Consider the following 18,014-nt stretch of genomic DNA (forward strand, 5'->3'; position numbering starts at 1 on the left):
AACTTAAATAAACTAAAAAGAGACGACCAACATTGGTCGTCTCTTTTTTTATGCTGTTATTCAGTAGCAAATTCCATAATAGTCGGTAATAATTCATCTAATGGAACTTCTTGCAAGATACATTGACCATCAACTAACAAATCATAGCGTGTTTCTGCCACCGTCTTCATTTGAGTAGCATAAATCTTTTGTGCCGCGCTCAACGCCACTTCCGATTGACTGTCTTCAAGTGCTAAATCAACATTAACAACATCTTCTAGTACTAAAAATTGGCGCACGACTTTTCGAACCCGCAAAGCTGATTGCTTCGAAACCCGACCCAACGCCCTAGTCAATTGTTGATTAAATGCCTGCATCATAGCTGCCGCCGGGGCTGGTTGGCCAAAGTCCTCCGGCATAATAGCCTTACCATAACGCATTAAATCCCGCGGCGACCACCGCCAATATTCACTAATCGTTTGCGTTGTATCCACTGAGCAGAGGGCTACCTTTTTAATATCGGTTAGGGTTTCAATTGGCACTTCAGCCGAGCAGGCCAATCGATCATACATAAAGAAATCCTCCCCTGCTTTAAATGACGCTTTTGAATTCGTTAAAAAAGCGGCTTGAATCTGTTCGAGTGGTAACTGTTGACCCACACAAAATAAAATCGTGCCGAGGATATCCAACGTTAAACGGTCAAAGACGACTTGCCCCGTTGCATCCCGAATTTTGAAATACAGTTCGTCATCCCGCTCAAATAGTTGACTCGATTCCTTATTGAAAACTGGTATTTTCAACTGATCGTCGTAACACAGCAAACTATGATAATCCGTTTTAATGTTCAACAAGTCGTTGATTGGCTCAAAAGTGATTTGATGCATCTCTTGCTGATGGTTGATGAGCGCCGTGAGGAGCGCCGGTTCAACGACCGGATAAGATTCTATGTGACTTAGATGATAGCCCACTACCGTATACCCCAATTGTTTGACCTGCTCGATCAACATTAAAATCCCAGTAACATGCGGTTGTTCAAAATCGAGCACCTCTGTAGGCAGTACATTTAACTGTTGCTCAAATTGATCTTGGGGCACATCAAAAAGATAATACTGACCGCTGTTATCGAAAAGGCGATACCGTGGTTGCCGAGTGACAAAAGTTGGCGTTGTCAGCGTCAGACATGTTGCTCCCTGTTCATCAACCAATTCAGGTTGGCTATAAGCATAATACACTCGCTGAACACCTAATTCCTGATGATCCAAATCAAATTGATATTGCTTAGCGTCTTCATGTCCCTGATGTTGCTTCGCAACCATCTCAGGATACATTTGTTTGAGTTTATGCCGTCTAATCGCCGTATAAGCCACACCATTTTCTTCAAGGATTGTTTTAAATTCCCGTTCAGTTGGATAACTGCCATTAAAATCCGCGACAAAACCGACTAGGTTCAAATAAAATTCAAAGCCGTATCCTTCATTAATAAACTGCAAATATTGTCGTTTTTCCATCAGCAATCAGCTCCTATGCTTAAATTGATAAGCTCATTATAAACAAAGTCCCCGACACAATAAGTCGTTTTAAGTTAAGCACCCTGCAACTGTGAATAAAAAAAGTGATCGTTAGGGGCTAAATAACCACGTCCTAACAATCACTTTTGCTTCTTATTCTTTTGTAGGGGCATCCACTAATTTAAAGGTTGAATGGCCTTCTTTGACAATCGCATATAAAATTTGTTGTTTTGTATCATCGAAATACCCGAGGTTCACGGCCATTTCACCATCCAGTTCTTCGATACCTTCGAAATGTTCCCGAATAATTGAGCGGACAACTTTCATGTTTGTCATGTGTTTTTGGATTTTTTGGACTGCCACGCTCAACGTGTAGCCTTCATCTAAGAAATGCTTGATGAAAATAGCCTTAATCATTGTATGGGCATCATACTCGCGGGCCTTATTACCATCTGCTTCGCGGGCCTTGATATAGCCCTTTTGTTCCCAGTAGCGGAGTTGACGCGGCGTCACCCCTGCCATCTTACAAACTTCACTAATCCCAAAAATTAATCGATCCGTATCTATCAACTTTAAAAAAAGGTCTTTTTGCAAGTCCCCACTCCGTTCCTATTAATAAATTTCATTATAGATTATCTATAAAACTTGTCAAGTCGAATGACACCTTTGTCAACTTACTTGACAAAGATAAAAAATGGGACTAGACTAATAAATCGCATCAACAAAACGTAAAGGAGATTTTTATCTTGTCAGACTCTAGACCATTAGATATTCATGGGAAACCATACAACCGGACAGTCTTAGTCTTGGTCTTATTGATTGGTACTTTCTGTACTGTCTTAAACCAGACGATTTTATCAACTGCTTTCCCCACATTAATGAAAGCATTTGACGTGTCCACTTCAGCCGTTCAATGGCTCACAACCGGTTTCTTACTAGTCAACGGGATCATGATCCCCATTAGTGCTTGGTTAATTAACCGATTCAACTCAAAAGTCCTCTACATGTCAGCAATGACTGTCTTTTTACTTGGGACCATTATTTGTTACATCGCACCAACGAGCTCATTTGCAACTTTATTAATTGGCCGTCTGATTCAAGCCGCCGGCGTTGGGATTTCAATGCCCATCTTGCAAACCATTATGCTCACGATTTTCCCACCTGAAAACCGGGGCACAGCCATGGGGATGGCCGGGATCGTTATCGGTCTTGCACCTGCCTTAGGACCTACTCTTTCAGGTTGGATTATTGATTCATACAACTGGCGGGTCTTATTCGGAATGATTATTCCAATCGTCCTACTCGTCTTAGTGCTAGCGAGCTTCCAAATGAAGAGCGTTATCCAACTTTCGAAACCTAAAATCGATATTCCTTCTATTATTTTATCAACCGTCGGCTTTGGTAGTTTACTCTATGGCTTCTCTGAAGTTGGAGATAAAGGTTGGGGCGACACGCTTGTCCTCGCTACCTTGGCAGTCGGCGTCATCGTAATTGCCCTCTTTGTTTGGCGTCAACTCACAATGGAAAATCCATTCTTGGAACTACGCGTTTTCAAATCACCTATTTTCACAATTGCCGCTATTTTAAGTGGTGTGACAAACATGGCGATGGTCGGTGCCGAAATGGTCTTACCATTATATATTCAAAATATTCGTGGCGAATCTGCCTTCCATTCTGGCTTAACCTTATTAGCTGGTTCCCTCATGATGGGGATTATGATGCCAATTACGGGTCGTATTTTTGATAAGTACGGCGCAAAACGTTTGGCCATGACCGGGATGTTCTTATTAATGGCTGCTACTGCACCATTTATCTTCTTAACTGCTAAGACACCAATCATCTACATCGTCGTTTTATATGCCGTTCGGATGTTTGGGATTTCAATGGTCATGATGCCCGTTACAACTTCTGGGATGAATGCTTTACCAATGAACTTAATCAGTCATGGGACAGCTGTTAATAATACTTTCCGGCAAGTTGCTAGCTCAATCGGGACAGCCATCTTAATCAGTGTGCTTTCAAGTGTTACCAAAAATAATATGCCAAGCACGCACATGGTTAAAACCTTGCCATTGGCCTTCCGCGATAAAATGATTAATGCAACCCTTTCAGGCTACCACGCCGCCTTTATCGTCGCCGTGATTTTCTGTGTGATTGGGTTCATTATCACATTCTTCCTCTCCTCTAAGAAATCAACTATTAACGGAGGTGCCAAAGCATGATCGTCATTACACTCATTATTAGTACACTTGCGTTATTCTTTGCTTCAATCTTCGGTCAAAAAATGTGGCGCCCAATTTTAATGACCATTTTCGGTCTTACGTTTATCGCATCACTCTTTTTCATCGTTCAAAATGATCACAATCATTATGGCATGAAAACTGTGACCGAAACTAAGACGCAAACCCTTGTTTCAAGTGCGGATAAGGGCATGTCAATGTTGCTCTATCACCCACTTGGTAATGGGACTGAAAAAGTTTACCTCTATCGGACTGACGTCCACCAAAGTAAACCTAAAGCAACCCAAACTGAAAAGACAACCAACAATGTTCAAAAGAATGCTGATAAGGCTGCCCTAGTAACCACTACCAAATACCGTGTTTATAAAAATGATACGGCTAAATTCTGGTTTGGTATTTCTGGTAACGACCATGAATTCGTGAGTCGCCACAATACCTTCAAAGTTGCTAAAGGCTGGCTCGTTTTAAGTGATGCGCAAGCTAAACAACTCGCTAAAACTTTGAAGAGTCAACAAGCACAACTTAAAGCAGGTGCCACTAACGCCGGCAAGCAAGCTGTGATGGCAGCTATGCAAGCTAATCCAGCAATGACTGCAACGCAACAACAAGCAGTTGCTAAAAAAGCAGCGATGGCCTATCAACAAGCCGCAATGGCAAAAGTGATGGCAACGTTGAAATAATACAATTAAAATAAGCCCTCACATCCAAATCGCGATGTGGGGGCTTATTTTTTTGGAAACGTGCTCCATCAGGCATACTCTTCCGGTTAGTTACATATCGCAAACGATCGGCTTTGCCGCTCATTCACGATATACCACTAATCCTCAGAGCATAACCGCCTGCTGTCGCACTCTTATTTACTTAACAAGCTTGCTGCTGCTTCGTCCACGATGATTGTTACGTCGTCGTGTAGTTGTAAAGCACTTGCTGGGACGTCTGTTGTTTGTGGGCCTTCTACTGTGCCTTTGATGGCTTCAGCTTTTGATTCGCCGTATGCGAACAAGACGATCTTCTTAGCTTTTAAGATTGAGCCAATACCCATTGAAATTGCTTTTGTTGGCACGTCTGCTTCGTTTTCGAAGAAACGAGCGTTTGCTTTGATGGTTGATTCTGTTAATTGCACTTCTTGTGTGTTGCTGTCAAAGGCAGCACCTGGTTCGTTAAAACCGATGTGACCATTTTGACCGATACCAAGAATTTGGATGTCTACTGGGTTATCAGCAATTACTTGGTCATAACGTTTTAATTCAGCAGGAATATCACTTGCTAAACCGTTTGGTAAGTATGATTTTGCAAATGGTTTCTTATTAAATAAGTTTTCTTTCATGAAGTAGTGGTAACTTTGGCTGTTATCAGCTGATAAGCCAACATATTCATCCAAGTTAACTGATGTACAGTTTGTGAAGTCTAAGTCACTGGCAACAACTGTTTCATAGAATTTAATTGGTGAACTACCAGTTGCTAAACCGAACACTTTCGCATCGTTTGCTAAACCTTCTTTGAAGATTTCAAAGCCTTTTTGGCCGCCTTCTACTTGATCTTTTACTTTAATAATTTTCATCGTGATAGTCTCCTCATAATTTAGAATTCAAAGAACCATTGGTATAGTCCAATTATAAAGCAGGCCCCTTTCATTTGCAAGCATTTTAAATTTAATTCTGTGTCTAAATATTGGTATACCTACCAGTTAGCGTTTCCACTACCGCGCTAATTAGCTATCAATTATAGATTGGTCTGGCGATTTCATATTTTTCATTTACCTTACAAATTTAAATACAGGTATAATATTCAGAAAAACTATTATATAATATTGGACAGTATGAGAAAAAAGGTGGCGTTATTATTTGAAAGATTCAAAGCAGCGTTCCAGCCAACGGCAAAAGCACGCATCAGCCCTCATCTCTAAAGGGCGTCGCAAAGTCAATACGCTATTTTCCAAGATTAAAACGAAATTATCACATTCAATGCCTTGGCTTAATAATTGGTTTAAACATCAAGACAAAGACCAAAATCGAACATTTGTCGATCAATTTAGTGCCAAACCCCTCACTTTTAAGCTCAATGTCTTTTTAGAAGCACTTAAAAGTTTAATCCTCTACGGCATTTCAATCGGTTTGATTATGTTTGCCTTAGGACTTGGGATTGGTGCCGGCTACTTTGCCGCATTGATGAAGGATGAACCGGTCCCAAGCTATCAAGTACTGAAACAACAACTTGATAATACTGATCAAGCGGCCGGTCTTTACTTTGCCAAGAACACAAAATTCGGCGCAATTAAGACTGACCTCTCGCGGACACCCGTCAGCATCAATGAGATGTCGCCTTATTTAACCGATGCGATTGTCGCAACCGAAGATGAAGATTTCTATAAACATCAAGGGGTCGTTCCAAAGGCCCTCTTACGAGCTGTCATCTCCGATTTAACCGGCTTTGGTTCTCAAACCGGTGGTTCGACTTTAACGCAACAGTTGATTAAGATGCAGGTCTTAACGTCTCAAGTAACCTTCAAACGGAAAGCGACTGAAGTCTTACTTGCTTTACGTGTCGATAAATACTTCACGAAAAAGGAAATCTTACAAGACTACCTCAATATTGCAACCCTCGGTCGAAATAATAAAGGCCAAAACGTTGCTGGTGTACAAGAAGCCGCTCAAGGATTATTCGGTAAAGATGCTAAGAACTTATCTTTAGCCGAAGCCGCTTATATTGCTGGCCTTCCACAGAGCCCTTCTGTCTATACGCCGTATGATCAAGATGGTACCTTGAAAGATCCTGAATACTTGAAATACGGACTGGATCGTAAGAATACCGTTTTATTCCGGATGTATCGTGATAACCGTATTACAAAAGCAGAATACAAAGCTGCTAAGAAAGTCGATTTAACGAGTGAATTCCAAGCCAAAGCAGAACCTGAATCAACTTCTAAGCGTTATGGTTACGTTTATAACCTTTTGGAATCACAAGCAACTGACATCATGACGAAACAACTCGCTAATGAAGCTAACGTTTCGACCAAGAAACTTAATAGTAGTCCAACGCTTTATAAACAATATGAAACAAAAGCAACTGAACTCCTAAGTACTAAGGGTTATCAAATCCATAGTACGATTGACAAAGATATCTATGATTCAATGCAAGAAATCGTCAAACAAGAAGGCAGTTCTTTTGGACCGACCTATCAAGATGCGACGACAGATCCAATTACTGGTCTTCAATCAGTCGGCGACACACCTGTTCAAAACGGGAGTGTCCTACTCGATAATCAGACTGGTAAAGTGATTTCATTTGTTGGGGGTCGCGACTTCTCCCTCAAACAAACAAACTACATGTTAACTAAACGATCACCAGGTTCAACGATTAAACCACTCTTAGTTTACGGCCCAGCGATTGATCAAAAACTGATTGGTTCTAAAACGATGTTGGCTGACTTTAAGACCAACTTCAAAACGTATGCGCCAACCGATTACGGTAACACCATTCAGAACAAATTCATCCCTGCGGATAAGGCTTTAGCCCAATCCCTTAATATTCCAACCGTTAACTTATACAACCAGTTACGGAAAACAACCAACCCTGCAACCTATATGGATAAGATGGGCATTCATCTTTCTGATGATGAGTATAGTCAATTAGGACTTGCTTTAGGGGGGACCAAGGATGGGATTAGCGTACTTGCCCAAGCAAGTGCCTTTACAACATTTGCCGATGAAGGCCAACACGTTGATGCTTACGTGATTGATAAGATTACTGATCCTGCTGGTAATATTATTTATAAACATCACACTAAGAAAACCCGTGTCTTCTCGAAAGCCACAAGTTACATCATGAACCAAATGTTATCAGGTGTTTTAACGGATACAGATGGGACCGCAACACAATTGAGCGATCAACTCTATTTCAACACTAATAATCTGGTTGGTAAAACCGGGACTAATAATGATAACCGTGATGTTTGGTTTATCGGTAGCACACCAGGGATAACCCTTGCTTCTTGGATGGGTTATGACAGTACTGGTCGTAACTTAACCGATAGCTCTAGCACGATTAATCAAAACTATTGGGCTAAGTTAGCCAATAGCGTCTATCAAAATGATCCAAGTATCATGAAACTTGAAGAAGATCATGAAAAACCAAGTACCGTTACAAGTAGCAAAGTTGTTAAAGCAACTGGTCAACTACCAGGTATTGTTTCCATTAATGGTAATACGCGAACCGTTGACAGTGGTAAGGTCACTTCGCTTTACAATAATTGGACACCAGAAGCAACGCAATACGAATTCGGAATTGGTGGCACAAGCAGCAATTACGAAACCTTCTGGAATCATTATATGGGTTACAATAACGGCTACGGTACGATTACGTACGGTGAAACAAAAACTAATCAATCAGAGTAAAAAATAAGCGGTGATTACATAATCTGTAATCACCGCTTATTTTTGTTTTATTTAGTTGATTGACGATCAACAATGCTATATGGCAATAGGATTGTCTTATCATCGATTTCTTCTTTATTCATCATCTTCGTTAAGAGACGCATCCCAACAGCACCCATATCATATAAAGGTTGTGAGATTGATGTCATCTTAGGACGAACCATTTCCGTTAACTTCGTGTTATTGCTTGTCACAATTTCAAAGTCAGTTGGGATATTAACACCTGCATCAACAGCAGCGTTTAAAACACCTACGGCTAATTCATCATCACTGACAACGGCAGCAGTTGCGCCAGTTGCTTGAACCTTACCGAATAAGGCTTCACCAGCACTGTAACTGTATTCTGTTTCGAAAATTAAGCTTTCGTCATAAGGAATACCAGCTTCGTTCAAGGCATCTTTATAGCCACGTAAACGATATTTGCTGTTGATTGGGAAATCTAAGTTACCACAGATGAAGGCCACTTTTTCGTTACCGTTCTTAATTAACTTCAAAGTTGCGTCCTTAACGGCTGCAACGTAGTCAATATTAACACTCCCAACTTGTTCGTCTGGGTCGATTGAACCAGCTAACACGATTGGTGTCTTAGAACGGGCGAATTCAGCGCGGATTGCATCTGAGATACTGTGACCCATGTAGATTAAACCATCCACTTGTTTGGCCAATAAGGTGTTCAATACTTGAACTTCCTTTTGGTTGTTTTCATCTGAGTTCGCTAAAATGATGTTGTACTTGTACATTGTGGCAACATCATCAATCCCACGTGCTAATGAAGCAAAGTAAATATCACTAACGTCTGGGATAATAACCCCAACCGTTGTTGTTTTCTTACTTGCTAAACCACGAGCAACCGCATTAGGACGATAGTCTAAACGGTCGATCACTTCAAGTACTTTCTTGCGAGTGGCAGGTTTAACGTTCGGGTTCCCGTTAACAACCCGTGAGACGGTTGCCATTGATACGTCAGCTTCGCGCGCAACGTCGTAAATTGTAATTGTTTGTTTTTCCATTTTAAAATGATTCCTTTCATTCGCAAAATAAAATATATTGTATTTTCATTTGTTTTCATTTCACTTCTTGACTAATTTAACAGATATTTAAGGCAAATGCAAGCGGTTTACATCATTTTTATGAAATTTTCATTTTTGTTTTCATTTGCAGTTTACATTAACGTTTACATTTTCTGTGCTATACTGTGATTATCAACTGTAAAGGAAGTGCTTTAGATGAATAATCAATTAGCCCAATTACAAAATTGGCTTGTCGAGAATAATATGGATGTGGCTTACATTAGTAATCCAACGAACATCCTCTATTTCACTGGTTTTGAAAGTGATCCTGCAGAACGTGTTTTAGCGCTCTTTGTTTTTGCAGATCAGGACCCATTCCTATTTACACCACAATTAGAAGTTGAATCTGCTAAGAAGGCTGGCTGGAAACTTGATGTTTATGGTTACCTTGATCATGAAGACCCATATGCCATCATCGCCGATCAAATCAAGAAACGCATCGCCAACCCAACACGTTGGGCGCTTGAAAAAGATGACCTTCCCGTTCAACGTTATGAAGCGATTCTAAAGCAATTCCCTAACGCAACATTCCCTGGTGATGCATCACGCTTCATGGAAAACTTAAAATTAATCAAAACACCTGAAGAAATTGCTTTAATGGAAGCAGCCGGCCGCGAAGCTGACTACGCCTTTGAAGTTGGTTTCAACGCCTTAAAAGCTGGTAAAACAGAACAAGATATCGTTGCTGAAATCGAATATGCTTTAATGCGTAAAGGTGTTATGCACATGAGTTTCGATACGATTGTACAATCAGGCATCAACGCTGCTAACCCACATGGTGGCCCAGAAGCTAACATCTTAACACCGGATGCATTAGTGCTCTTTGATCTTGGGACATTACACAAAGGTTATATGAGTGATGCGACACGGACTGTTGCTTTTGGTAAACCAGATGCTAAGTCACTTGAAATCCACAAAGTTTGTCTTGAAGCAAACTTAGCTGCACAAGACGCTGTTAAGCCCGGCATTACAGCTGCTGAATTAGATAAGATTGCCCGCGACGTGATTACGAAGGCCGGTTATGGCGAATACTTTATTCACCGTTTAGGTCATGGGATTGGGACTTCAGAACACGAATTCCCATCAATCATGGAAGGTAACGACATGATTATCAAACCAGGCATGTGCTTCTCAATCGAACCAGGGATTTACATCCCAGGGGTTGCCGGTGTCCGGATTGAAGACTGTGTCCACGTCACAGAAACAGGCGCAGAATCATTCACACACATGACAAAAGAACTACAAACATTCTAAGAGTGCGTAAGCAAGCGGTTATATTTTGAGGACTAGCCTAGTCTGGTGAATGACCAATTTAACGGACGTAGCTAGCCGCAGAAATATGCCTGCTGAAGCACGTTTCAAGTAAGAGTGCTGATTCGAACGAATTGACTTTGAGGATTAACTTAAAAACGCGGATTATGACGCCCTTGGTCATGATTCGCGTTTTTTGTTAACCGGAAAAGGCAGTTCGAAGAAGCACGTTTCAAATAAGAGTGTCCCTAATTGCGTTTAGCAACTGATCATTAATACAAAATGAGCCATAATCTTGATTTTAAGATTATGGCTCATTTTAGATTAAGCGGAGGTTATTACAATTAATCACCCCCTCCAAATCAAAAAGCCCTCACAATCAGTGAGGGCCTTTTAAATAATCCTTTATTCACCTAATGAATCTGGTGTCATTTTTTCTTCTGCTTCATCTTTGGCTTGGCCAAAAGCACTCTTGCCTTCAATGACGATATCATCAAAATCTTCAGCAGCTGGTTCTAAGCTACTGCCAAATTGTGATTTTAAGTCTGCCGTCTTTTCATCAAATTGCGCTTTAGCTTGTTCTTTGATATCAAGTGCATTTTCTTGCCAATCACTCGCATAATCGTGCATCCGGTTCATATGGAACTTTGCTTCCCCTTTAAGATCAGCAGCCGTTTCGTTCATCAAGTAATAATAGTCTTGCGCGCGATCAATGGCATCTTCACCTAAGTCTACTAATTTATTTTGTAATTCTTTACCCGTTTTAGGTGTTAATAAAAGTGTGGCACCAATTGCTGCTGCGCCGCCCACTAAAACACCGAATAAAAAGCCTTTTTTTGCCATGTGAATTACTCCTTGTCTTTTGTTTGTCGTCTATTTTGATAGAATCTAAGGGCACTAGCACCCATCTTAGAAGCAACTGTTGCTTTGGCGGTCGTGCGACCGACACTCGTCACTTTTTCAGTCAAGCCACGACTGGCAGCATTCAAACTTGAAACACTCTCGCCTAATTCGCCGGCTGCACGGAAAACTGGATCTAAATCTGCTACTTTACCGTTGACATCGTCTAGTAAAACATTCGTTTTGTTTAACAGACCTTCAACTTGTCTTGAAAGGACATCTACATCATTCGTAATTGTTGTCACGCTCTTATTGGCTTCAGTGACTGTCTCGGAAACACGCGTTAAAACCTTAGTGACTTTTAATAACATCACTATTAGAAAAACAACCAAAACTGCAAAAGCCCCTGCAGCGATTAGTGCTGCAATTTGACCACCCGTCATCAATTTGTTCCTCCTATTTCGTCGTCTATTATCTTGTTTCTCAGTCTCTAGGATAGCATTATTCGGTACAACCTTCAAATAATCATACTATATTAGATGTCATTTTTTTAAACATTTGCTAAACTAGAATTATGCACTTTTAAAGGAGTTTGTCAGCATGTTCTTTCAATCACTAACCACCACACCCGTCGAGTCGGTTCAAAAGCAAACCAATATCTTTATGCGCTATATAACCAGCATCGATTGGGATCATCTATTAGGGCTTTTCATCACCGGCTTTTTCCAAATCATTTTAATTTCATTACTATTCTACTTACTTAGTCGTGTCGGCCGCTTCATTATCAAACGGGCCTTTCGCAAATATCGCGAAGCAGATGGTTTTTCCAACAATCGAATGAATACCATCTATACCCTGATGACCAATGCTTTGGCTTATCTGCTAATTTTCTTTTACCTTTATGCACTGCTCAGCATTATCGGCGTTCCAGTCGGGACTTTGATTGCCGGTGCCGGGATCTTCAGTTTAGCCGTTGGTCTTGGGGCTCAAGGATTCGTCAACGATATTGTTACTGGCTTTTTCATCCTTGCTGAACAACAATTTGATGTTGGCAATACCGTCCGAATTGGAACGATTGAAGGTACCGTTACGGCAATTGGCTTGCGAACCACACAAGTGCAAAGCTACGATGGGACACTCAATTTCATCCCCAATCGTAACATCTCAATCGTCAGCAATCTCTCCCGTAATAATATGCGCGTGCTGATTAATATTCGCATCAACCCCGATACGGATATCGAACAGCTCGCAACGATTGTTAAGCAAGTTAACACCGAATTAGTCCCCCGCCATCCTGAGATCAAAGACGGCCCCACATTACTGGGGGTTTCAACCTTAACGGACGGCACACTCGCTTATCAAGTGGTGATGCACACGCTTAACGGCGAACAAGCAACGACGCAACGCTTATTTTTACAGGGTTACTTGCAGGCAATTAACGCTGCTGGTATCACCCTTCCCACCAGTTCATTGACTTTAACCAACTAAATTATCCGCCAAAGGAGCACTCTTATGCCACTAATTAATGCACTCAAAGGCGCCCTGATCGGTGTCGCACTCGTTATTCCTGGTTTATCTGGTAGTATCTTTGCCGTCATCGTTGGTTTATATGAACCATTATTAAAGGCCATCGCGCAGTTCAAACAAGATTGGCGCCAAGCAATTGGCTTTTTATGGCCAATCGGCATTGGCGCGGGCATCGGTGTATTATTATCGACCAAAGTTATTTTGTGGTTATGCACCGCTTATCCACTGGCCGCTTATAGTTTCTTCATCGGCCTCGTTTTAGGTAGCTTACCGTTCATCTGGCGTAAGCTCAAAAAGCTAAACTGGCAGCAAGTCTTAATTGCCATTGTCTGTGGTGGCTTGATGTTATTGATTACTAAAATTGGTGGTCATCAAAACGAATCAGACATCGCCATCAAACAATTAACATCCCTCCAAGACTTTGGGATGTTAACCTTTACCGGGTTCTTCTCCGTTTCACTGATGGTGATTCCTGGTGTCTCGGGTTCGATCATGTTAATGATTATCAAACAATACGGTACCGTCTATCACGCCGTTAGCCAATTACTCGATTTACTCGTTTATCTTGTTACCGGCCGCTTTGAACAAGCAGGCGAAGCTTTCAAAAGTGTCGCCCTCCTCTTGCCATTTATGCTAGGCGCCGTGATTGGGACCGTGATTGTCGCTAAAATCATGCATTACTTACTCGCTCACTATGCCCAATATGTTTACGCTGGTGTTTTAGGCGTGATCCTGGCAGCCATCTGGATCCTCGCTGAAACGGGCGTTGTACCCGCTTGGCCGGCCGTTGGTGGTTTAACCGCACTACTAGGCCCAATCGCGTTAATTGCCGTGATGCTCGTCTTAGGGGCCATCGCAACGATTTACTTCGATCGCGCCTAATAAAATCAGAGTGTGTTGTCAGTGGTTAGCTTTTGAGCATTTGCAGAACTTAGCGAATCGGTGATGAAATCACCGGTTTGATAAGTTTAGCAAAGCACAGAAAGTTACTGACAAAAGCACGTTTAAAACCAGAGTGCGTTTGAAACGCTTTGGCTTTGAGCATTAGCACAGCTCGGTAAATAACTGCTGCAGGCAGTTGTTTGACGAGTGACGCTAAGCGCAGAAGTCAGTTTTAAAAAGCATATTTTAGCTATCAAAAAAAGCGTTACGACAAAATGATTTTTGCCGCAACGCTTTTTTAATGCGCTAAAATAAACTAATCTTGTTGTTTCTCTATTGGTAAAGCCTCGATTCGATATTCTTTTTCAATATTATGGGCCACTCGATTAAAACTCTTCATCATCTCGCGTCGAGTCACAATTCCTGTGAATTCGCCGTCGTCTGATAATACCGGTAAGTAAGGATGATCGACCAACAAATGGAGTGTTTCTTCGATATCGTACGGATCTTTAATCGTCACGACATCCTTTTGCATCACATCTTGAACGGTCATTTTACGGAGGTTATCGAAACTCAAGTGATCGAGTCCTAACATCGTCTCTGTGATCAGTGGCATGGTTAGCATCCCTTTAAACTTCGAATGATTATCGAGCACCGGAATACTTGAATATTTAACAGTTGTTAAGAGAATAAACGCATGTTCTAACGAATTATTTTCCTGAACGCTAGCGACCATTTCACCAGGAATTAAAAAATGTTCTTTATTTTCGAGTAATAAATTCTGAAACGCATCTGAAATCATGCAGTGTCCTCCTTCTAATTACCTACGTTTAATATTGTACCAAACCACTAACTAAAAAGACTATCCACAGCGTCTAAACTTTGGATAGTCTTTAACTTTAAGCTCTTTTAAATTTAAATTGGAGTTGTGGTACCTTTTCAAAATGGCAGTCGTAATACTGAACTTGGTAGTCAGTCGGTGTGATATCCACAACCGCATAGGTCCCGCCTAAGGGTTGAAATTGACCCCGTGGTTGCGAAATACTGCCCGGATTTAATACCAAGAGCCCTTGATGCATTTCACAGGCTAACTGATGCGTATGCCCGTAAAAAGCTAATTGCGCCCCTTCTGATTGGGCCGCTAGCATCAACCGCGTTAAATCAAAATTAACACCGTACAAATGACCATGCGTTAAAAAGGCCTTTTGCGCCCCAACTGGCACAACCACTTGTTCTGGGAAGTGACCATTAAAATCCATGTTGCCTTGAACAACCGTCATTTGTTGAAATAATGAATCAGTTGTCGTTAATTCGGAATCGCCACAATGTAAGAAAGTGACTGCTTCATCCTTGTAATGCGCGACCAATTGCACCAAAATATCCCGATCACCATGACTATCACTGACAATTACTAACCGCATCCTAACGCCTCCTATTTTGCTAACCAATCACGCCAAAGTGGTTCTAGATTTTCAATCGCTTTTGCACGGTGGCTAATCGCATTTTTCTCGGCCATTGATAATTCGGCCATTGATTTATCTAATTCTGGTACGTAGAACAACGGATCGTAACCAAAACCGTTATCGCCACGGGGAATTCCTAGAATCCGACCGTTAACACTACCTTCAACCACTAAATCATCGTTAGGCCGATCAGGTTTCGCAAACACTAATGTTGTATGGAAATGGGCTGTCCGTTTTTCAGCAGGGACGCCCGTTAATTCGTATAATAACTTGGCGTTATTACCGGCGTCATTGTGATCACCCGCAAAACGCGCTGAATAAATCCCAGGACGACCATCTAAGGCATCGACCATTAACCCAGAATCATCCGCTAAGACTGGTAGTTGTAAAATAGCGGCAATCTGATCAGCCTTTAGACGGGCGTTTTCTTCAAAGGTTTGCCCCGTTTCATTGATCTCTGGTAATTCAGGGTAATCCAATAACGTTTTAATTTGGATCCCCTCTTTTTCAAACATCGCATGGAATTCTTGGGCCTTGCCCGGATTTTTAGTGGCAATCACAATTGTTGGCATCTCAGAGTGCTCCTTTTGAATGATTGGGTGGACAGCTTGTTGATAACTCGCTTGAATCTGTTCAGCAGTCCGTGTACCGCCTTGGCTAGCAACTAGTAACAATTCGTTTAACTGACTGCTGTTAACCGCCGTTGCGCCTTGTAACGTCATCGCTAAAACTTGTTCTTGATTATCAGTCACGACTAACAATGTGCTATCAGCATCCGCTTCTTCCGTGTCACTGGCATCGACTAACGTTTCATTCCCCACCAAAATAGCTGTAACAGCTGCTGCGCGATTGGGTAAGAATTGTTCAGGTAATAATTGCAAGGCCCCAAAAACGGCATTGCTAGCTTCTGCTAGTAAACTACCACCGTCTTCTAAAACCGTCACTGCCACCAATAACCCCGTCTTTTCCAGAGCGGGTGCCAATAAAGTGGTTAGCATCTGTTGTAACCAGTCACTTTGCACTTGTGTCAAACCACTGGGCATCAGTGTGACTTCCTTAGCCGCTTGTTCAGTGACCGCTGCCAACACTTTGGTTGTCCCGCGTTGCCATAAGACAGAAGCGGGGTGTTTCGTCAGGTAATGCCACTGTACTTTGACAGGGCGTACATCATTTGCTGCTCGATTATCGGTCCGGACCATCATTTTTCTCCTTTTGAATATCAACTTGTTGTGCTGTTAAATCTGGTTGGGCAAGCCATTGATGCGCAATCTCTTCAAAAGCGGCAACAGAGCCTGTTGTGTACATCTTCAGCGTGCCCGGCGTGGTTGTCGCCAATCGCTGTTGTTGCTTCAAGACTTCCTCTAACATCGTAATCGCTTGGACCGCTGGATTGACCAGTGTTACATCAGGCCCAACTGCCGTTTGAATGGCGGTCGTCAATAATGGAAAATGGGTACAACCTAAAACAAGTGTATCAATCTCGCTTTCTTGTAACGGTTGTAAAATCTGATTGACGATGATTTGCACTGCTTGACCGTGACGTTGGTTGGCTTCAATCATCGTCACAAACTGTGGTGCGGCTAACCCTGTCACTTGCACGTCAGGATTAAGGGCTGCAATTTGTTGGCTATAAGCCGCACTTTGAATCGTGCCTGTCGTCGCAATCACGCCGACGTGCTGATTTTGAGTCGCTTGTAAGGCCGCAATACTCCCTGGTTTAATGACCCCAATCACCGGAATGGCCAATTGGGCTTGCAAATCAGGCAAGGCCGCAGCTGTTGCTGTATTACACGCAATCACTAGCGCCTTAATCTCTTGATGGCGTAAGAAATTAGCCATCTGCCAAGCAAATTCGCGTACTGTGGCAGCCGGTTTTTCACCGTAAGGCAATCGTGCTTGATCACCAATAAACACCATGTCTTCATTTGGGAGGCGTTTGCGGGCTTCTTTGACCAGCGTCAAACCGCCAACACCGGAATCCATAAAACCAATTGGTTGTTTCTTCATAGTAGTCTTTCTCTTTTCATCACAAAATGCATTCGTAAACTCTATTTTCTCTTTTTTTTACCTAAAATTCAACCGACTAACCTTTAAATACTAAAAAATAATCTGATTTCGCGGTATAATACAACTATCTTAATTAAAAAATGTTATTAAAAAGGAGCACCGTCGTGACTCAATCACTTTATACACAACTCACAGATACCCCTCAAACCGCTACTTACCTAGCCCAAGCCACGCTCCGCGATATCTTATTACCACTCATTTTAGGTGATGAAACTGAAGGCATTAGTTATTGGGCTGGTAAGCAATTAGCTACTAAATTTCCGTTGGAATCAATCGCGGATCTCAGTCAATTCTTCGAACAAATTAACTTTGGGCAATTAACGCTTAAAAAGCAAAAGAAAAACCAATACTTTTTTGAACTCACTGGACCAATCGTTACTAAACGAATCACTGATTTCAAAACACCTGACTTCCAACTCGAAGCTGGTTTTATGGCCCAAACGCTGGAACAACAATTACAAGTCACTACCGAAGCTAAGGCAACCGTCGAAAATAAAAAACGAGTGACTATTTTTGTTCAAACAGATACGAACGCGCCGATTGAAATCCCGCTTGAAACAGAAGAAATAGTGACCATGCAGACACCTGAAGTCCCACCAGTTGCTCCTACTGAGCCAAAAGAACCAGTCACACCGGTCGCTGCTGAACCAGAACATGAACCGGTCGCTAAAGCTTCCTTTAGTAGTGTGGCTAATCTCCCTAGCCGCCAAGAATTACACCGCCGTAAAAAACATTAAATATGTTCAAAAGGACC

The 18,014-nt window shown here is 41.9% G+C and carries 17 protein-coding genes; 7 read left to right on the top strand and 10 right to left on the bottom strand.

Going from position 1 to position 18,014, the window contains the following annotated elements; translation table 11 throughout:
* Nucleotides 1-56: 56 nt before the first annotated feature.
* Nucleotides 57-1,487: a hypothetical protein gene (locus ACPBEH_RS05440; protein WP_424349982.1), complete on the bottom strand. Its 1,431-nt coding sequence runs from the start codon at nt 1,485-1,487 to the stop codon at nt 57-59.
* Nucleotides 1,488-1,640: 153 nt separating this feature from the next.
* Nucleotides 1,641-2,081, bottom strand: coding sequence for a MerR family transcriptional regulator (locus ACPBEH_RS05445; RefSeq protein WP_424349983.1), 441 nt, complete (start codon nt 2,079-2,081; stop codon nt 1,641-1,643).
* 152 nt (nt 2,082-2,233) lie between these two features.
* On the opposite strand from ACPBEH_RS05445, the gene ACPBEH_RS05450 reads away from it, so the two are divergent.
* Both ACPBEH_RS05450 and ACPBEH_RS05455 read left to right on the top strand, forming a co-directional pair.
* Nucleotides 2,234-3,709, top strand: coding sequence for an MDR family MFS transporter (locus tag ACPBEH_RS05450; protein WP_424349984.1), 1,476 nt, complete (start codon nt 2,234-2,236; stop codon nt 3,707-3,709).
* Complete coding sequence (locus ACPBEH_RS05455; RefSeq protein ID WP_424349985.1) at nt 3,706-4,407, top strand: DUF4811 domain-containing protein; 702 nt, start codon at nt 3,706-3,708, stop codon at nt 4,405-4,407. The genes ACPBEH_RS05450 and ACPBEH_RS05455 overlap by 4 nt, the downstream gene beginning before the upstream one ends.
* Before the next feature lie 173 nt (nt 4,408-4,580).
* On the opposite strand, the gene ACPBEH_RS05460 is transcribed toward ACPBEH_RS05455, so the two are convergent.
* Nucleotides 4,581-5,288, bottom strand: coding sequence for a glucosamine-6-phosphate deaminase (locus ACPBEH_RS05460; RefSeq protein ID WP_011374126.1), 708 nt, complete (start codon nt 5,286-5,288; stop codon nt 4,581-4,583).
* Between the two features lie 283 nt (nt 5,289-5,571).
* Here ACPBEH_RS05460 and ACPBEH_RS05465 point away from each other — a divergent pair, with 283 nt between their 5' ends.
* Nucleotides 5,572-8,121 carry a transglycosylase domain-containing protein gene (locus ACPBEH_RS05465; protein ID WP_424349986.1) on the top strand — a complete coding sequence of 850 codons (2,550 nt, stop codon included), beginning with the start codon at nt 5,572-5,574 and terminating at the stop codon, nt 8,119-8,121.
* A 47-nt stretch (nt 8,122-8,168) separates the two neighbouring features.
* On the opposite strand, the gene ccpA is transcribed toward ACPBEH_RS05465, so the two are convergent.
* Nucleotides 8,169-9,170, bottom strand: a complete 1,002-nt coding sequence (gene ccpA, locus ACPBEH_RS05470; RefSeq protein ID WP_016264677.1) for a catabolite control protein A — start codon at nt 9,168-9,170, stop codon at nt 8,169-8,171.
* Between the two features lie 216 nt (nt 9,171-9,386).
* Between ccpA and ACPBEH_RS05475 the strand changes: the two genes are divergently transcribed.
* Nucleotides 9,387-10,484, top strand: a complete 1,098-nt coding sequence (locus ACPBEH_RS05475) for a M24 family metallopeptidase (protein ID WP_424349987.1) — start codon at nt 9,387-9,389, stop codon at nt 10,482-10,484.
* Between the two features lie 402 nt (nt 10,485-10,886).
* Here ACPBEH_RS05475 and ACPBEH_RS05480 read toward each other — a convergent pair whose 3' ends face one another.
* Together ACPBEH_RS05480 and ACPBEH_RS05485 are read right to left on the bottom strand one after the other, a co-directional pair.
* Nucleotides 10,887-11,324 carry a YtxH domain-containing protein gene (locus tag ACPBEH_RS05480; protein WP_424349988.1) on the bottom strand — a complete coding sequence of 146 codons (438 nt, stop codon included), beginning with the start codon at nt 11,322-11,324 and terminating at the stop codon, nt 10,887-10,889.
* 5 nt (nt 11,325-11,329) lie between these two features.
* Nucleotides 11,330-11,764 carry a DUF948 domain-containing protein gene (locus ACPBEH_RS05485; protein ID WP_016264674.1) on the bottom strand — a complete coding sequence of 145 codons (435 nt, stop codon included), beginning with the start codon at nt 11,762-11,764 and terminating at the stop codon, nt 11,330-11,332.
* A 157-nt stretch (nt 11,765-11,921) separates the two neighbouring features.
* On the opposite strand from ACPBEH_RS05485, the gene ACPBEH_RS05490 reads away from it, so the two are divergent.
* Together ACPBEH_RS05490 and ACPBEH_RS05495 are read left to right on the top strand one after the other, a co-directional pair.
* Entirely contained in the window at nt 11,922-12,809 is an 888-nt protein-coding gene (locus tag ACPBEH_RS05490; protein WP_424349989.1) for a mechanosensitive ion channel family protein, read from the top strand.
* A 24-nt stretch (nt 12,810-12,833) separates the two neighbouring features.
* Complete coding sequence (locus tag ACPBEH_RS05495; protein ID WP_424349990.1) at nt 12,834-13,730, top strand: DUF368 domain-containing protein; 897 nt, start codon at nt 12,834-12,836, stop codon at nt 13,728-13,730.
* Between the two features lie 316 nt (nt 13,731-14,046).
* On the opposite strand, the gene cbpB is transcribed toward ACPBEH_RS05495, so the two are convergent.
* The 4 genes from cbpB to murI form a co-directional block, all read right to left on the bottom strand.
* The gene (cbpB, locus tag ACPBEH_RS05500; protein ID WP_424349991.1) at nt 14,047-14,532 is read right to left on the bottom strand and encodes a cyclic-di-AMP-binding protein CbpB; all 486 of its coding nucleotides are present in this window, start codon (nt 14,530-14,532) and stop codon (nt 14,047-14,049) included.
* 97 nt (nt 14,533-14,629) lie between these two features.
* Nucleotides 14,630-15,151: a metallophosphoesterase family protein gene (locus ACPBEH_RS05505; protein WP_424349992.1), complete on the bottom strand. Its 522-nt coding sequence runs from the start codon at nt 15,149-15,151 to the stop codon at nt 14,630-14,632.
* Between the two features lie 11 nt (nt 15,152-15,162).
* Nucleotides 15,163-16,395 (bottom strand): XTP/dITP diphosphatase, encoded by a 1,233-nt coding sequence (locus ACPBEH_RS05510; protein ID WP_424349993.1) that lies wholly within the window; start codon nt 16,393-16,395, stop codon nt 15,163-15,165.
* The gene (gene murI / locus ACPBEH_RS05515; RefSeq protein ID WP_424349994.1) at nt 16,376-17,200 is read right to left on the bottom strand and encodes a glutamate racemase; all 825 of its coding nucleotides are present in this window, start codon (nt 17,198-17,200) and stop codon (nt 16,376-16,378) included. Before murI ends, ACPBEH_RS05510 begins: the two co-directional genes overlap by 20 nt.
* A gap of 164 nt (nt 17,201-17,364) precedes the next feature.
* Between murI and ACPBEH_RS05520 the strand changes: the two genes are divergently transcribed.
* Nucleotides 17,365-17,997 carry a DUF2507 domain-containing protein gene (locus tag ACPBEH_RS05520; protein WP_424349995.1) on the top strand — a complete coding sequence of 211 codons (633 nt, stop codon included), beginning with the start codon at nt 17,365-17,367 and terminating at the stop codon, nt 17,995-17,997.
* Nucleotides 17,998-18,014: the final 17 nt, after the last annotated feature.

Origin of the sequence: Latilactobacillus parasakei, assembly GCF_049674265.1 — a bacterium.
In the GTDB taxonomy this organism is placed as follows: domain Bacteria; phylum Bacillota; class Bacilli; order Lactobacillales; family Lactobacillaceae; genus Latilactobacillus; species Latilactobacillus sakei.

What these genes read in the sequence shown, in the direction of transcription:
- cbpB (WP_424349991.1), bottom strand. Translation starts at nt 14,532, where the DNA reads ATGATTTCAGATGCGTTTCAGAATTTATTACTCGAAAATAAAGAACAT.
- ACPBEH_RS05510 (WP_424349993.1), bottom strand. Translation starts at nt 16,395, where the DNA reads ATGATGGTCCGGACCGATAATCGAGCAGCAAATGATGTACGCCCTGTC.
- ACPBEH_RS05460 (WP_011374126.1), bottom strand. Translation starts at nt 5,288, where the DNA reads ATGAAAATTATTAAAGTAAAAGATCAAGTAGAAGGCGGCCAAAAAGGC.
- ccpA (WP_016264677.1), bottom strand. Translation starts at nt 9,170, where the DNA reads ATGGAAAAACAAACAATTACAATTTACGACGTTGCGCGCGAAGCTGAC.
- ACPBEH_RS05485 (WP_016264674.1), bottom strand. Translation starts at nt 11,764, where the DNA reads ATGACGGGTGGTCAAATTGCAGCACTAATCGCTGCAGGGGCTTTTGCA.
- ACPBEH_RS05490 (WP_424349989.1), top strand. Translation starts at nt 11,922, where the DNA reads ATGTTCTTTCAATCACTAACCACCACACCCGTCGAGTCGGTTCAAAAG.
- murI (WP_424349994.1), bottom strand. Translation starts at nt 17,200, where the DNA reads ATGAAGAAACAACCAATTGGTTTTATGGATTCCGGTGTTGGCGGTTTG.
- ACPBEH_RS05495 (WP_424349990.1), top strand. Translation starts at nt 12,834, where the DNA reads ATGCCACTAATTAATGCACTCAAAGGCGCCCTGATCGGTGTCGCACTC.
- ACPBEH_RS05475 (WP_424349987.1), top strand. Translation starts at nt 9,387, where the DNA reads ATGAATAATCAATTAGCCCAATTACAAAATTGGCTTGTCGAGAATAAT.
- ACPBEH_RS05440 (WP_424349982.1), bottom strand. Translation starts at nt 1,487, where the DNA reads ATGGAAAAACGACAATATTTGCAGTTTATTAATGAAGGATACGGCTTT.
- ACPBEH_RS05455 (WP_424349985.1), top strand. Translation starts at nt 3,706, where the DNA reads ATGATCGTCATTACACTCATTATTAGTACACTTGCGTTATTCTTTGCT.
- ACPBEH_RS05480 (WP_424349988.1), bottom strand. Translation starts at nt 11,324, where the DNA reads ATGGCAAAAAAAGGCTTTTTATTCGGTGTTTTAGTGGGCGGCGCAGCA.
- ACPBEH_RS05505 (WP_424349992.1), bottom strand. Translation starts at nt 15,151, where the DNA reads ATGCGGTTAGTAATTGTCAGTGATAGTCATGGTGATCGGGATATTTTG.